14 protein-coding genes are annotated in these 14,142 nt (G+C 67.9%); 9 read left to right on the top strand and 5 right to left on the bottom strand.

Annotated features, from left to right (window positions below):
• Positions 1–139: 139 nt before the first annotated feature.
• On the bottom strand, positions 140–2,503 hold the full coding sequence (locus tag EPK82_RS23550) for a DNA polymerase II (RefSeq protein WP_134678225.1): 2,364 nt from the start codon (positions 2,501–2,503) through the stop codon (positions 140–142).
• 163 nt (positions 2,504–2,666) lie between these two features.
• On the opposite strand from EPK82_RS23550, the gene EPK82_RS23545 reads away from it, so the two are divergent.
• From EPK82_RS23545 to EPK82_RS23535, 3 genes are read left to right on the top strand one after another with little or no spacing between them, the layout of a single operon-like run.
• Positions 2,667–3,101 (top strand): group II truncated hemoglobin, encoded by a 435-nt coding sequence (locus tag EPK82_RS23545; RefSeq protein ID WP_134678224.1) that lies wholly within the window; start codon positions 2,667–2,669, stop codon positions 3,099–3,101.
• Positions 3,098–3,436, top strand: coding sequence for an FKBP-type peptidyl-prolyl cis-trans isomerase (locus EPK82_RS23540; RefSeq protein WP_134678223.1), 339 nt, complete (start codon positions 3,098–3,100; stop codon positions 3,434–3,436). The genes EPK82_RS23545 and EPK82_RS23540 overlap by 4 nt, the downstream gene beginning before the upstream one ends.
• Positions 3,429–4,355 carry a class I SAM-dependent methyltransferase gene (locus EPK82_RS23535; protein WP_134678222.1) on the top strand — a complete coding sequence of 309 codons (927 nt, stop codon included), beginning with the start codon at positions 3,429–3,431 and terminating at the stop codon, positions 4,353–4,355. Before EPK82_RS23540 ends, EPK82_RS23535 begins: the two co-directional genes overlap by 8 nt.
• 16 nt (positions 4,356–4,371) lie before the next feature.
• Here the strand turns inward: EPK82_RS23535 and norR are convergent, their stop codons facing one another.
• Positions 4,372–5,922 (bottom strand): nitric oxide reductase transcriptional regulator NorR, encoded by a 1,551-nt coding sequence (gene norR / locus EPK82_RS23530; protein ID WP_134678221.1) that lies wholly within the window; start codon positions 5,920–5,922, stop codon positions 4,372–4,374.
• A 193-nt stretch (positions 5,923–6,115) separates the two neighbouring features.
• Between norR and hmpA the strand changes: the two genes are divergently transcribed.
• From hmpA to EPK82_RS23515, 3 genes are read left to right on the top strand one after another with little or no spacing between them, the layout of a single operon-like run.
• Positions 6,116–7,297 carry an NO-inducible flavohemoprotein gene (hmpA, locus tag EPK82_RS23525; RefSeq protein ID WP_134678220.1) on the top strand — a complete coding sequence of 394 codons (1,182 nt, stop codon included), beginning with the start codon at positions 6,116–6,118 and terminating at the stop codon, positions 7,295–7,297.
• Positions 7,298–7,315: 18 nt separating this feature from the next.
• Entirely contained in the window at positions 7,316–7,567 is a 252-nt protein-coding gene (locus EPK82_RS23520) for a transmembrane sensor/regulator PpyR (RefSeq protein WP_134678219.1), read from the top strand.
• Positions 7,554–8,732 carry an NnrS family protein gene (locus tag EPK82_RS23515; RefSeq protein WP_134678218.1) on the top strand — a complete coding sequence of 393 codons (1,179 nt, stop codon included), beginning with the start codon at positions 7,554–7,556 and terminating at the stop codon, positions 8,730–8,732. Before EPK82_RS23520 ends, EPK82_RS23515 begins: the two co-directional genes overlap by 14 nt.
• A 19-nt stretch (positions 8,733–8,751) precedes the next feature.
• Here the strand turns inward: EPK82_RS23515 and rimI are convergent, their stop codons facing one another.
• From rimI to EPK82_RS23500, 3 genes are read right to left on the bottom strand one after another with little or no spacing between them, the layout of a single operon-like run.
• A complete protein-coding gene (gene rimI / locus EPK82_RS23510; RefSeq protein ID WP_134678217.1) occupies positions 8,752–9,204 on the bottom strand; it encodes a ribosomal protein S18-alanine N-acetyltransferase in 453 nt (150 codons plus the stop codon).
• 31 nt (positions 9,205–9,235) lie between these two features.
• Positions 9,236–10,027 (bottom strand): hypothetical protein, encoded by a 792-nt coding sequence (locus EPK82_RS23505; RefSeq protein WP_037055966.1) that lies wholly within the window; start codon positions 10,025–10,027, stop codon positions 9,236–9,238.
• Positions 10,028–10,047: 20 nt separating this feature from the next.
• A complete protein-coding gene (locus tag EPK82_RS23500; RefSeq protein WP_134678216.1) occupies positions 10,048–10,986 on the bottom strand; it encodes a LysR family transcriptional regulator in 939 nt (312 codons plus the stop codon).
• Between the two features lie 110 nt (positions 10,987–11,096).
• Between EPK82_RS23500 and EPK82_RS23495 the strand changes: the two genes are divergently transcribed.
• The 3 genes from EPK82_RS23495 to EPK82_RS23485 are packed head-to-tail and all read left to right on the top strand — an operon-like array spanning position 11,097 to position 14,124.
• The gene (locus EPK82_RS23495) at positions 11,097–12,446 is read left to right on the top strand and encodes an acyclic terpene utilization AtuA family protein (RefSeq protein WP_134678215.1); all 1,350 of its coding nucleotides are present in this window, start codon (positions 11,097–11,099) and stop codon (positions 12,444–12,446) included.
• Complete coding sequence (locus EPK82_RS23490) at positions 12,446–12,766, top strand: AtuA-related protein (protein WP_037055963.1); 321 nt, start codon at positions 12,446–12,448, stop codon at positions 12,764–12,766. Before EPK82_RS23495 ends, EPK82_RS23490 begins: the two co-directional genes overlap by 1 nt.
• Positions 12,767–12,816: 50 nt before the next feature.
• Positions 12,817–14,124 (top strand): CitMHS family transporter, encoded by a 1,308-nt coding sequence (locus EPK82_RS23485; RefSeq protein WP_037055962.1) that lies wholly within the window; start codon positions 12,817–12,819, stop codon positions 14,122–14,124.
• Positions 14,125–14,142: the final 18 nt, after the last annotated feature.

The following is a 14,142-nucleotide window of genomic DNA, read 5'->3' as shown; positions in this document are numbered from 1 at the left end:
AGAGGGGCCCGGCATCACGGGCGCCAATATATTCAGGCCGTGAACGCCGCTCAACGGGACGAGCTTTGCAAATTATTTCCTGCCAGCGGCATCCGCCTCATCCGCGGGAGACGCCCGCCAGAGCGGCCGCCAGCAGCACTCAGAACAGCCTGTACTGCCCGTCCAGCAGGCGCTCGAAGTCGCCACCGACGAACGGCAGGATGGCATCGGCCACCGGCTTCAGCTGGCGGCTGATGTAATGCTCGTAGTCGACGGGTGACAGCAGGCGCTCCAGCGGTTGCGGCCCGCCCCTGGTGATCAGGTAGCTGATCCAGCCGCCGCGCTGGTACTGCAGCGGCCTGCCCAGGTGCTGGTTGTGCTCGTCGGCCAGGCGCGCGGCGCGCACGTGTGGCGGCACGTTGCGCTGGTAGTCGTCGAGGCGCCGGCGCAGGCGCTTGCGATAGACCAGCAGTTCATCCAGCTCACCGCCCAGGGTGCGCTCGACATAGTCGCGCACGTACGCCTCGTAGGGCTCGCCGGCGAAGACCAGCCGGTACAGCTCCTGCTGGAAGCGCTGCGCCAGCGGCGACCAGTCGGTGCGCACCGTTTCCAGCCCCTTGAACACCATGCGCTCGGCGCCAGCGGCGTCGCGCACCAGACCGGCATAGCGCTTCTTGCTGCCCTCTTCGGTGCCACGGATGGTGGGCATCAGAAAGCGCCGGTAGTGGGTCTCGAACTGCAGCTCCAGCGCACTGTCCAGCCCGTACGCGTGCTGCAGGTGCTCGCGCCACCAGGCATTCACGCGGGCCACCAGCGCGCGGCCGATGCGCGCCGCCTCGTCCTCGTCATGCGCCCGACCGAGCCAGACGAAGGTGGAGTCGGTATCGCCATAGATCACCGCGTGCCCCTCGGCCTCGATCAGCTCGCGGGTGCGTTTCATGATCTGGTGCCCGCGCAGGGTGATGGACGACGCCAGGCGCGGGTCGAAGAAGCGGCAGCCGCTGGAGCCAAGCACACCGTAGAAGGCGTTCATGATGATCTTCAGCGCCTGCGACAGCGCCGCATTGCCGTCGCGCTTGGCCGTCTCGCGCCCCTGCCACACGCGCTCGACGATGCTCGGCAGGCAGTGCTGCGTGCGCGAGAAGCGCGCGCCGCGAAAGCCTTCCACCGAATGCGCGTCGTCCGGGCGCTGCAGGCCTTCGACCAGCCCCACCGGATCGATCAGGAAGCTGCGGATGATCGACGGATACAGGCTCTTGTAGTCCAGCACCAGCACCGAGTCGTAGAGCCCCGGACGCGAATCCATGACGAAACCGCCCGGGCTGTTCTCGCCGCGGATGTCACCGAGGTTGGGCGCGACGAAGCCGAGGCGATGCATCGGCGGCAGGTACAGATGGGTGAACGCCGCGACCGAGCCACCACTGCGATCGGCGGCCAGGCCGGTGACGCTGGAGCGCTCCAGCAGGAAGGCGAGCAGTTCGGTGTGGGCGAAGATGCGCGTGACCAGCTCGCAGTCCTTGAGGTTGTAGTGCGCCAGCGCCGGCCTGTCCTCGTCGAACATGCGCTGGATCTCGTCCATGCGTGCATAGGGTGTGTCGATCGCCTTGCCTTCGCCCAGCAGGGTCTGCGCCACCACTTCCAGGCTGAACGAAGGGAAGCTCCAGGTGGCCGAGCGCAAGGCTTCGATGCCGTCGATGATCAGCCGCCCGGCCGCCTCGGCGAAGTAGTGCTGGCTGCTGTTGTGCTGACGCCAGCCGAGCACGTCGCCACCACGCCCCAGGCGCAGCGGCACCTTGAGCTGCTCGGCGTGCTCACGCAGCACGCGCAGGTCGAACTGCACCAGGTTCCAGCCGATGATGGCGTCGGGGTCATGCCGCTCCAGCCAGGCATTCAGGCACTCGAGCAGCGCCTTGCGGCTGTCGCAGTAGGCGAGGTCGAAGTCGACGCCGCTGGCGTCACCGTTGGCCGGGCCGAGCATGTAGACCTGACGCTGGCCACAGCCCTCCAGGGCGATGGAGTACAGCTCGCCACGGGCGCTGGTCTCGATATCCAGCGAGACCAGGCGCAGGCGCGGGCGGTAGTCGGCGGCCGGCCTGAGCGACTTGCACAGCAGGCTGCCGTCCGCCTGTTCGACACCCTCGAAGGCGACGCTGGCGGTGATGAAGCGTTCCATCAGGTAACGCTCCGGCGGACGGATATCGGCCTCGTAGACATCCACGCCGACCTGGCGCAGCTTCTTCTCCAGTTGCAGCAACTGGCGGTACTGACGGCAGTACAGGCCCAGCACCGGGCGCTGGCGGAAATCACGCAAGGCCAGCTCGCGCAACTCGGCGCCCTGTTCATTGCGCAGCAACGGCTCGGCCCAGGCGCGCTGCTCGACTGGAATGAACGCCACCGACTCCTGCAACGGCAGGCGCACCTGTAGCGGGCCGGCATCGGTGGCCAGCCAGAAGGCCACCTCGGTGCCTTGCGGCGTATCGCGCCAATGGCGGCTGAGCACGAAGCCTTGTCGGGGTTGGGTCATCGGGAATGGGCTGCGGATTCAAACTCGGTGCTTACGTGCTACGTGTGGGAGGGGCTTGAGCCGCGACCGTCGCCGCTAAAGCGCCTCCCACAGGGCGTGCACTTCAAATGGCCGGCCATTCTACGCCAGCGGTTACAATGGCGCCTTTTTCAGGAGGGACGCGATGAGCGACACCCTGCCCTACGGCACTCTCGACGCGTCCTACCAGGCTGCCGGCGGTATCGATGGCCTGCGCCGGCTGGTCGACGACTTCTACCGGTTGATGGACGAACGTCCCGAGGCCGCTGCCCTGCGCGCCCTGCATCCGGCCGACCTGAGCGCGTCGCGGGACAAGCTGGCGTGCTTTCTCAGCGGCTGGCTGGGCGGGCCGCGCCTGTTCGCCGAGAAATACGGCAGCATCAGCATTCCGGCCTTCCATTCGCAGTGGCCGATCGACCAGGCCCTGGCCGAGAGCTGGCTGAGCTGCATGGCCGGCGCCATCGCCCTGCAGGGCTATGCGCCGGCATTCGCCGACTACCTGCTGAGGCAACTGCGCGTGCCTGCCGAACGCTCGGTGCAGGCCAGTCAGAATCGTCACCGCAAGGAAACCCCGACATGAGCAACGAACTGATCATCGAAGACCTGCAACCTGGCGACGGCAAGGCCGTGGTCAAGGGCGCCCTGATCACCACCCAGTACCGTGGCTGGCTGGCCGACGGCAGCGAGTTCGACTCGTCCTTCTCGCGCGGCAAGCCGTTCCAGTGCGTGATCGGCACCGGGCGGGTGATCAAGGGCTGGGACCAGGGCCTGATGGGCATGCAGGTCGGTGGCAAGCGCAAGCTGCAGGTGCCGGCGCACCTGGGTTACGGCGAACGCAGCGTCGGCTCGATCCCTCCCAACGCCGACCTGACCTTCGAGATCGAACTGCTGGAAGTGCTGACCCGCGATGACTGACGCGCCCCTCGCCACCCTGCGCCAGCACCTGTTGCAGGCGCTGCACAACCCGCCCGGCGACGAGACCCGGCGGCTGTTCCATGGCCGTGGCCGTTGCTGGCCGGGGTTGGAGCAGATCACCGTCGACTGGCTGTCGGGCATCGTCCTGGTCATGCTGTTCCGCGAGCCGGATGCCGCCCTGCGCCCGCTGCTCCTGAAACTGCTGGACACGCCAGAGTGGCAGGCCAGCGGCGCCCGAGGCCTGCTGCTGCAGCATCGCTACGTGCACGGCAGCGAGAGCGAATGGCTGGCCGGCGAGGAGCAGGCGCAGTGGACGATCCGCGAGGACGGCCTGCGCTACCTGCTCGACCTGGGCAGCAAACAGAACAGCGGCCTGTTCCTCGACATGCGCCTGGGCCGCCAGTGGGTGCGCCAGCAGGCGGCCGGCAAGCACGTGCTCAACCTGTTCGCCTACACCTGCGGCTTCTCCGTGGCAGCCATTGCCGGCGGGGCGACGCGGGTGGTCAACCTGGACATGGCGCGCGCCGCCCTGACCCGTGGACGCGACAATCACCGCCTCAACCAGCACGACCTGAGCCAGGTGGAGTTTCTCGGTCACGAGTTGTTCAAGTCCTGGGGAAAGGTGCGCAAGAGCGGGCCTTACGACCTGATCATCATCGACCCGCCGAGCTTCCAGAAAGGCAGCTTCGCCCTCACCCAGGACTACGCCCGCATCCTCCGTCGCCTGCCGGAGCTGCTCGGCGAACGGGGTACGGTACTGGCCTGCGTCAATGACCCGGACACCGGCCCGGACTTCCTCATCGCCGGCATGGCCGCCGAGGCGCCACAGCTGCGTTTCGTCGAGCGCCTGGACAACCCGCCGGAGTTTCCCGACATCTCGCCGGAAAGCGGCCTGAAGGCGCTGGTGTTCGAGCTGTAGCCAGGTGCAACCCGGCCTAGCGAATGCCCAGGCGCTTGGCCAGGCGGCTGAGGTTGGCTCGATCCACCCCCAGCTCACGCGCCGCATCGGCCCACTTGCCGTGATGACGCGCCAGGCACTGTTCGATCAGCTGGCGCTGGAAGGCGTCCACCGCCGTGCGCAGCTCCAGGCCTGCCGGCACCGGCTCTGCACTGGCCAGCGTCGCCTCCACGGCGCTGTTCACCGCCCCGGTCGGCAGGTCCAGGTCCTGCACCTCCAGGCTGAGAATGCGCGGCCGCTCGTCATGCCGTGCCAGCGCCTTGATCGCGGCGCGGCCCACCAGATGCTCCAGCTCGCGCACGTTGCCCGGCCAGTCATGCGCCAGCAGCGCCTTCTGCGCCTCGGCCGCCAGGCGCAGGCTGCGCAAGCCGAGACGCGCGCGATTCTCTTCGAGGAAGTACCCCGCCAGCAGCAGCACGTCACGGCCGCGCTCACGCAGCGGCGGCACAGGCAGCGGGTAGACACTCAGGCGGTGGTACAGATCGGCGCGGAAACGCCCGGCGCGTACCTCGGCGGCGAGGTCACGGTTGGTGGCGGCGATCACCCGCACGTCGACACGGTGCTCGCGGTCCGAGCCGACCCGCTGCAGCTGCCCGCTCTGCAACACGCGCAGCAGCTTGGCCTGCACCGCCAGTGGCAGCTCGCCGACCTCGTCGAGGAACAGGCTGCCGCCGTCGGCCAGCTCGAACTTGCCGCTGCGCTCGTTCACCGCGCCGGAGAAGGCGCCACGCACGTGGCCGAACAACTCGCTTTCCACCAGCGAATCGGGCAGCGCAGCGCAGTTGAGGCTGACCAGCGGCCGCCGCGCACGCGGTGACGCGGCATGAATGGCCTCGGCCACCAGCTCCTTGCCGACGCCGGTTTCGCCGGTGATCAGCACGGTGAGCGGGCTGTCGCCCACCAGGCGAATCTCATCCTGCAGCTTGCGCAACGCCGCGCTCTGCCCCACCAGCTCGCGCGGCTGCTGACGCGCCTGCTTGTACAGCTCGGTGAGCTGGCGCTCGGTCTCGACGCGCTGGGCCAGGCCACTGATGCGCTCGCTGGCCTTGACCGTGGCGGCCGCCAGGCTGGCGAACGCATCCAGGCTGTCCAGGTCGACGTGCGCGAAACTCGACGGGTCGAGCGCGTCCAGCGTCAGCAGGCCCCACAGCTGATCATCCAGGTACAGCGGACAGCCCAGGCAGTCGTGCACCTCCAGGTGACCGTGCAGGCCGTCGACCAGCCCATCGTAGGGGTCGGGCAAGCCACAGTCGGCGGCGAAACGGGTCGGGCCACGATGCTCCACCAGTGCCGCCAGGCGGGGATGCTCACTGATCCTGAAACGCCGCCCCAGGGTATCGGCACTCAGCCCCTCCACCGCCACCGGCAACAGCAGTTCGCCATCGAACTTGAGCAGCGCCACCGCATCGCAGGGGAACAGCCGGCGCAATGCGGCCAGCAAGCGCCGGTAGCGCTCGCCATCGTCCAGTTCGCGGGACAGGTCGGCGACCAGGGGGATCAGCGTTTCGAGCAAGGGATTAGTGGTCATACCGACTACCAGAAGTCTTTATGACACAAGAAGAGTTGCTGTCATAAATACCGCAAAACATATAAACCATTGATTTTAAACAACAAAATAAATGGCACGCTTAATGGAATGAATAGAGCGCTAACGCTAGCACGTCGGCAATGGCCAGACGAGCCACCCCGGCGCCTTTATTTGCCTTGCGGAGACCCTCCCCATGCTCACCACCACCCAACGCGACCTGATCAAAGCCACCGTCCCGCTTCTGGAAAGCGGCGGCGAAGCGCTGACCACTCACTTCTACCGGATGATGCTAAGCGAGTTTCCGCAGGTGCGCCCGCTGTTCAATCAGGCCCACCAGGCCAGCGGCGATCAGCCCCGCGCCCTGGCCAACGGCGTGCTCATGTACGCCCGTCACATCGACCGCCTCGAGGCCCTGGGACCGCTGGTCAAGCAGGTGGTGAACAAGCACGTTGCCCTGCAGATCCTGCCGGAGCACTACCCTATCGTCGGTGGCTGCCTGCTGCGCGCCATCCGCGAAGTGCTGGGCGCCGAAGTCGCCACCGATGCGGTGATCGACGCCTGGGCCGTGGCCTACCAGCAACTGGCCGACATCTTCATCGGCGCCGAGGAACAGCTGTACCAGCAGAACGCCGCAGCCCCCGGCGGCTGGCGTGGCGCGCGCCGCTTCCGGGTGGCTCGCAAGGTCGGCGAGAGCGACGAGATCACCTCCTTCCACCTGGTACCGGTCGATGGCGGGCCCCTGCTCGACTACCTGCCGGGCCAGTACATCGGCATGCGCCTGCTGCTGGACGGCGAGGAGGTCCGCCGCAACTATTCGCTGTCGGCTCTGGCCAACGGCCGCGAGTACCGCATCAGCGTCAAGCGCGAAGTGGGCGGGCGCGTCTCCAACCACCTGCACGACAACGTCCGGGAAGGCGATGAGCTGGACCTGTTCCCACCAGCCGGCGACTTCTCCCTGAGCGAGTCGGACAAACCGCTGGCGCTGATCACTGCCGGCGTGGGCATCACGCCGGCGCTGGCGATGCTCGACGCGGCGCGCCACTCCGGGCGGCCCATCCATTTCATCCACTGCGCGCGCAATGCGGACGTGCATGCCTTCCGCGACTGGGTCGACGCCCAGGTCGCCGAGCACCCGCAGATCCGCCACTACGTCTGCTACAGCGAGCCAGGCGCCGCTGACCAGGCCGATGCCACCGGCTACCTCAGCCAGGAGCTGCTCGAGCAGTGGCTGCCCGCCGAACGCGACCTGGACGCCTACTTCCTCGGCCCCAAACCCTTCATGGCCCAGGTCAAGCGCCATCTGCAGGCACTGGGCGTACCGGACGAACAGAGCCGCTACGAGTTCTTCGGCCCGGCTTCGGCACTGGACAGCTGATCGATCAGGAGGTGAATCATGTACCCGCTCAATCTTCCACCCTTACAGATCCTGCTGCTGTCCACCCGCCTGCTCTGGGCCGGCCTGCTGCTTCTGATCCTGGGCCTGGTCGCGGCCTACGGCCTGGACAAGCAGCTGAACCTGGCCGCGCTGGTACTGGCGCACAGCCTGACACTGATCGGCCCGAGCGTGCTGAAGATCGGCTACGTGCTGCGCCTGATCGCTCAGGCGCGGCTGGCAGAAGGAGCGGGTACGCATGCAGTTGCTTGATCGCAAACAGGCGCTGGCGGTACTGCCGCTCTGGCGCCTGGGCTTTCGCGCCTTCTTCCTCGCCGGTGCCATCTTCGCCCTGCTCGCCATCGCCCTCTGGGCCCTGGCCTTGCAGGGTGCGGTGAGCCTCGTGGCGGTGCCCGGCGGCATGCTGGCCTGGCATCGCCACGAGATGCCGTTCGGCTTCGCCCTGGCGATCATCGCCGGCTTCCTGCTCACGGCCGTACAGAACTGGACGGGACGCCCCGGCCTCAGCGGGCGGCCACTGATCGCCCTGTTCGGGCTGTGGCTGGCAGCACGCCTGGCCTGGTTCGTACCCGTGCCGCCGGCTGTCCTGATCGGCCTGCAACTGGCCTTCGTCGGTCTGTTCATCATGCAGATGGCGCGCCAGCTGATCAGCGCCAGGCAGCGCAGCAACTACCCGATCCTGCTGGTGCTGGCCCTGCTCGCCCTGTGCCAGTCACTGACCCTCGCCGGCCTGGCGCAGGGCGACGACGACCTGCAACGTCGCGGGGCACTGGCCGCCCTGTGGCTGATCGCCGTGCTGCTGAGCCTGATCGGCGGGCGGGTGATCCCCTTCTTCACCCAGCGCGGCCTGGGTCGCAGCGAAGCCTTTGCCCCCCATCCCTGGCAGGACCGCGCGCTGCTGCTCGGCGGTGTGCTGGCCGCCGCGCTGAATGCCAGCGGATACGGCCTGCAGGCGCAGCCCTGGCTGGCCACGCTGTTCGTCGGCCTGGCCACGCTGCACGGCCTGCGCCTGTGGCGCTGGTACCTGCCCGGCATCTGGCGCGTGCCGTTGCTCTGGTCGCTGCACCTGGCCTATGCCTGGCTGCTGCTGGCCGCCCTCGGCATGGCAGCCTGGCACCTGGGCTGGCTGCCCCAGGCCAGCCTGGCCAGCCACGCACTGGCAGTGGGGGCGATGGGTGGGTTGATCCTGGCGATGATGGCGCGGGTCAGCCTCGGGCATACCGGGCGTCCGCTGCAGCCTCCCAGGGCCATGGCCTGGGCCTTCGCCCTGCTCAACCTGGGTGCACTGCTTCGGGTCGCGGCCGGCGGCGACTGGCTGTGGCTGGCGGCGCTGTGCTGGGGGATGGCGTTCGCCCTGTTCAGCCTGAACTACGCGCCCATGCTGTGCCGGGCGCGGCTGGACGGGCATCCCGGCTGAACGGCAACGCCGAGACGTCTCACTCGACCAGGGTGCAGGCCATCACCAGGGCGTCTTCGCGACCACCCACGGCCGGGTAGTAGTCGCGGCGGCGCCCCACTTCGTTGAAGCCGAAACGCTCGTACAGGCGGTAGGCCGCCTGGTTGCTGGCGCGCACTTCGAGGAAGCACTCGCGCCCGCCCAGCTCGTGAGCTTCCTTCATCAGGTGCTCGAGCAGACACAGCCCCAAGCCACGGCCCTGGCTTTCGGGCTTGACGGTGATGTTGAGCAGGTGCGCTTCATCGAGGATCAGGTTGATCACGCCATGCCCGACCTGCTGCCCGCCTTCGAACATCAGCCAGCAGTTGTAGGACTTCAGCGCGTCGCTGAAGATGCCGCGCGTCCACGGGTGGCTGAAGGCGGCGTACTCCACTTTCAGCACGGCATCGAGATCCGCCTCGGTCATCGGGCGGAAGGAAATCGCATCGCTCATGGGGCGTCACTCGGGCGCAAAGGTGGGATTCTCAGGAACGAGCAGGTGCCAGCCAGCGCTGCCGGACACGCCGCATGGCCTGCCACAGTTCGCGCTTGCGCGTGGGCTCTTCCATCAGCAGCTCCAGGCCCGGCAACGCCCAGCAGGCGCCAAGGCCATCGATCTGCAACTCGCGGTTGTAGCTGTGCTCGTCAGCTTCACCGGCGAAGCGAATGGCCGGCAGGCCGACCAGCCAGAGGCAGGTGCTTGGCTGCTCCTCCAGGCGTGCAGCGACGAAGCTCTGCACGAACTCCAGCGCCGCCTGCGGGCCCTGGTCCATGTTGCCGCGCACCAGCAGCGGCCAGCGCACCGGCTCGCCCAGCAGCTGCGGGCTGTCCGGCAGGCCGGCGGCACGCAGCAGGTCCTTGAGCAGGATGTAGGCCGGGTCACGGCTCTGGAAGGGCTCGCCAGTGGGCAGCTCCACCAGCAGCGCGCAGTCGCCGGCACGCAGCAGCTGCAGGGCGAAGCGCGGCGGTGGTACGTTGACCCGCGCCGGCTTCTCCTCGACCGCCTCCGGCGCGGCGACAGGCGTCTCGACAGCCGCCTGACGCGGCTGAGCAGCTGGTCGTGGAATCTCGATCCTGGGGCGCTCGGCAGGCGCCTCGCGTACCGCTTCGACGGCCGCCAGCGGCGCCTCGGCCTGCGCCGGCTGCGGTTCTTCAGCGGGCGGCGGCGCGAGCAGTTCCTGACGCGACGGCGCGGCGAAAGGCAGCTCGGCACGCGGCAGCCAGGTGGCCACCTGCATGGCATCGAGGTAGGCGCGACGGCGCAGCTCGGTGTTCAAACCAGCGGTATCCAGTGCAGTCAGTTGAAAGAGGTGGGATTGTCGCGTGAATCGACGCCTGCGGATAGTCCCTGAGCACCCCGCGTCAGTTGCTGCAGCAGCGTGACGAAGGCCTGCGCCGGCGGACTCAGGTAGCAGGGCTTGCGCTGCAGCAGGCCGATGCTGCGCACGGGCGCCTCGGCCAGAACGTGCACGGCGAGGCTGCCATCGCCGTTGAAGGTATCGGCGACACTCGCCGGCAGCAGCGCATAGCCCAGCCCGGAGCGTGCCAGCGCTGCGGCGCTGCTCATGTAGGCCACCTCCCACGCCGGCTCGCGCAGCAGGCCCATGCGCTGCAACGTGGCATCGGCCATGCCGCGCAGGCTGGTGTCACGGGTGGTGGCGATGTAGTCCTGCTCGCGCAGCGCAGACAGCAGGGCCTTGCCGTGCAGGCGAGCCGAACCACGTACCAGCAGCACCAGGCTGTCGTCGTACAGCGGCCGGAAATCCAGCGCCCCGAGATCGTCCGCCGCCGAGGTGATGGCGAAATCCACCTCGGCGGCGCTCACCCACTGGCGGATCTCTCCGGCACGGCCATCGCACAGGCTGATGTCGATGCCGGGATAGCGCCGTCGGTACTCCTGCAGCACCCGTGGCAACGGCTCGATCGCCACCGACGGCAACACGGCGATGCGCAGCGAGCCACTCTCGAGATGCAACTGCTCGCGGGCATCGTGCACGGCGTTGTCCATGTCGCGCAGCAGGCGCCGCGCCTGCTCGAGAAAACGCAGGCCGGCATCGGTCAGCTCCACGCTGCGCGTGTTGCGCGCCAGCAGCGACAGGCCGAGGGCGTCCTCGAGCTTGCGCAGGCTGTAGCTCAACGCGGGTTGCGACAGGTGAATCTGTTCGGCGGCGCGGCTGAAACTGCGCTGTTCGGCGATCAGGACGAACGCCTGAAGCTGACGGAAGCTGATATCCATGACGAGGCAACTTATAAAACATGCTTATTAATTCATATCACATTTCGAATTCACAACTAAATCGCCACAGGTCAACCTTGCCCCAGACCTGACCGTTAAATGGATCGACAATGACCACAACAGTCCATATCGGGTGCGGGGCGGGCTTCGCCAACGACCGTCCCGATGCCGCGCTGGCCCTGGCCAACGACCTCGCCGCTCGCGATGGCCGGCGCTTTCTGTTCTTCGAGCTGCTGGCCGAACGCACCCTGGCCGAATCCCAGCTGCGCCGCCTCAACGACGCCCAGAGCGGCTACGCCCTGCGCCTGTTCGACTTCCTCGAGCCGGTGCTGGAGACCTGCCTGGACGCCGGCATCCCCATCATCACCAATGGCGGCGCCGCCAACCCGGTTGCCGCAGCCCGCCGCCTGCGCCAGCGCCTGGACACCACGCGCCACGCAGCGGCACGCATCGCCTGCGTACTGGGTGACGACCTGCTGGATGCCGGCATCGAGCTGCAACGCTGGCTGCCCGCGTCGCTCGATGGCGAGGTGGTCTCGGTCAACGTCTACAGCGGGGCCGATGGCATCACCGAGGCACTGGACCAGGGGGCCGACATCGTGCTCTGCGGTCGTGTCGCCGACCCCAGCCTGGCGGTCGGCCCGCTGCGTCATGCCTTCGGCTGGGCGGCCGATGACTGGCAACGCATCGCCCAGGCCACGGCGGTCGGCCATCTACTCGAATGCTGCACCCAGGTCAGCGGCGGCTACTTCGCCCATCCGGGCGTGAAGGACGTGCCGGACCTGGCCAACGTCGGCTGCCCCATCGCCACGGTCGCGGCCGATGGCCGCGTGGTCATCGGCAAGGCGGCCGGTACCGGCGGCTGCGTCACCGAGCGCACGGTCAAGGAACAGTTGCTCTACGAAGTGCATGATCCGGCCGCCTACCTGACCCCGGACGTGGTCATGGACCTGAGCCAGGTGCGCGTGCGCCAGGTCGCCATCGACCAGGTCGAGGTGAGCGGCGTGCAGGGCAAACCACGCCCCACGCAGCTCAAGGGGCTGATCGGCCTGCGCGGCAAGTGGTTCGCCGAGGCGGAGATTTCCTACGCCGGCCCAGGCGCGGCAGCCCGCGCCGCACTGGCACGCGACATCCTGCTGCAACGCTGCGCCAGGCTGGCCCCTCGGCTCACGCCATGGATCGATGTCATCGGTGTCGCCAGCCTGTTCAACGATGCCGCCGGCCAGTGGCTGCAGCAGCGCCTGGCACAGGCATCCGACTGCCAGGACGCGCGCCTGCGCATCAGCTTCCTGGATCACGACAAGGCGCTGCTGGAGCGCCTGCTGCTCGATGCCGAATCGCTCTACACCAACGGCCCTGCCGGCGGTGGCGGGGTACGCCGGCATATCGGCGAATCGCTCGCTACGGCCAGCTTCCTTATCGAACGCACAGCGGTGCAACAACGACTGGAGTGGTTCTGATGATCGACGTCCTGCTGTGCGACTACGCCCATGCCCGCGCGGGCGACAAGGGCAACACCCTCAGCGTGGCGGTATTCGCCTTCGCCGCCGAGCACTACACCTGGCTGGAGCGCGAGCTGACCTGCGAGCGCGTGGCGGCCTGCCTGGGCCATCGCGCCATCGGCGCGGTGACACGCTACGCACTGCCCAACCTGGGCGGCTTCAACTTCGTCGTGGAGAACGCCCTGGAAGGTGGCGTCAATGCCAGTCCCGGCCTGGACCGTCACGGCAAGAGCCTGAGTTACGCCCTGCTCGGCCTGAGGCTGCCGCCTCCCGACTGAGCGCTCACTCTCACCCTGTCTCCAACAATAACAACACCGGAGAGATCATCATGATCACCGCCCTGGGCTTCGGCCTGATGTTCCTCATCGTCACCCTGATTCTGCTGCGTCGCATCAGCCCGCTGGTGGCCTTCGTCACCCTGCCGGTGATCGCCTGCGCCATGGCCGGTTTCACCCCGAGCGAGATCGGCAAGTTCGCCACCGACGGGCTCAAGGCCGTGGCGCCCACGGCCACCCTGTTCATCTTCGCGATCCTCTACTTCGGGGTCATGCGCGAGCGTGGCCTGTTCGCCCCGCTGGTCAACTTCCTGCTGCGCAGCACGGGCGGCAAGCCGCTGGCCGTGGCACTGGTCACCGTCGCGGTGACGGCAGTGACCCACCTCGATGGCATCGGCGCCGCCACCTTCCTGCTGGTGATTCCCGCCTTGCTGCCGCTGTACCTGCGCCTGGGCATGCCGCGCGAAATGCTCCTGTGCCTGGTCGTGCTCAGCGCCGGGGTGATGAACATGGTGCCCTGGGGCGGCACCACTGCACGCGCCTCGGCGGTGACCGGCATCGACGCCTCGCAGCTGTGGATCGCGCTGATTCCGGTACAAGCGGTGGGTCTGGCCCTGGTACTGGCGCTGGCGGCGTTTCTCGGCCTGCGTGCCCAACGCAGCATTAGCGGCGATAGCCGGGTGGCCGGCGGGCCGCTGCCGGAGACCGCGCAACAACCCGACGACAGCCGCCAGCTGAGTCTCGGCCACTGGCGCTACTGGGCCAACCTGGCGCTGACCCTGATCATCCTCGCCTGCCTGTTCACCGGCGCCTTCCCCCTGTTCGCCTGCTTCATGGTCGGCCTCGGTGTCGCGCTGCTGCTCAACTACCCGAGCCTGGCAGAGCAGAACCAGGCCGTGCTGCGTCACGCCAGCGACGCCATGCAGATGGCTCTGGTGATGCTCGCGGCCGGCATTCTGCTCGGCGTGCTGGCCGGCGCCGGGATGTCCGACGGCATGGCGCACTGGATGATCAACATCCTGCCCGACGGCTCGGCGAACTGGCTGCACCTGATCATCGGCGCCTTCGGCGTACCGCTGGGCATGCTGTTCTCCCCGGACGCCTACTACTTCGCCCTGCTGCCGGTGATCCGCGACGTCGCCGTGGCGGCCGGGGTCGATCCGGCTGCGGTGGCCAAGGCCCTGCTGATCGGCGAGAACACCGGCTTCGGCATCAGCCCGGTGGTGCCCAGCGTGTACCTGGCCATCGGCCTGGCGGGGGTCGAACTGTACCGGCACATTCGCTACACCCTGCTGTGGGCGTGGGGAATCAGCCTGGTGATGCTGGCCGCCGCCGTGCTGCTGGGCGTGGTCACGCTCTGAGCCCGACCTGAAACGAAA

The organism is Ectopseudomonas khazarica (genome assembly GCF_004521985.1).
Classification (GTDB): domain Bacteria; phylum Pseudomonadota; class Gammaproteobacteria; order Pseudomonadales; family Pseudomonadaceae; genus Aquipseudomonas; species Aquipseudomonas khazarica.
Note: the sequence above shows the minus strand (reverse complement) of the source record. Positions and strands in the feature narration are given on the sequence as shown.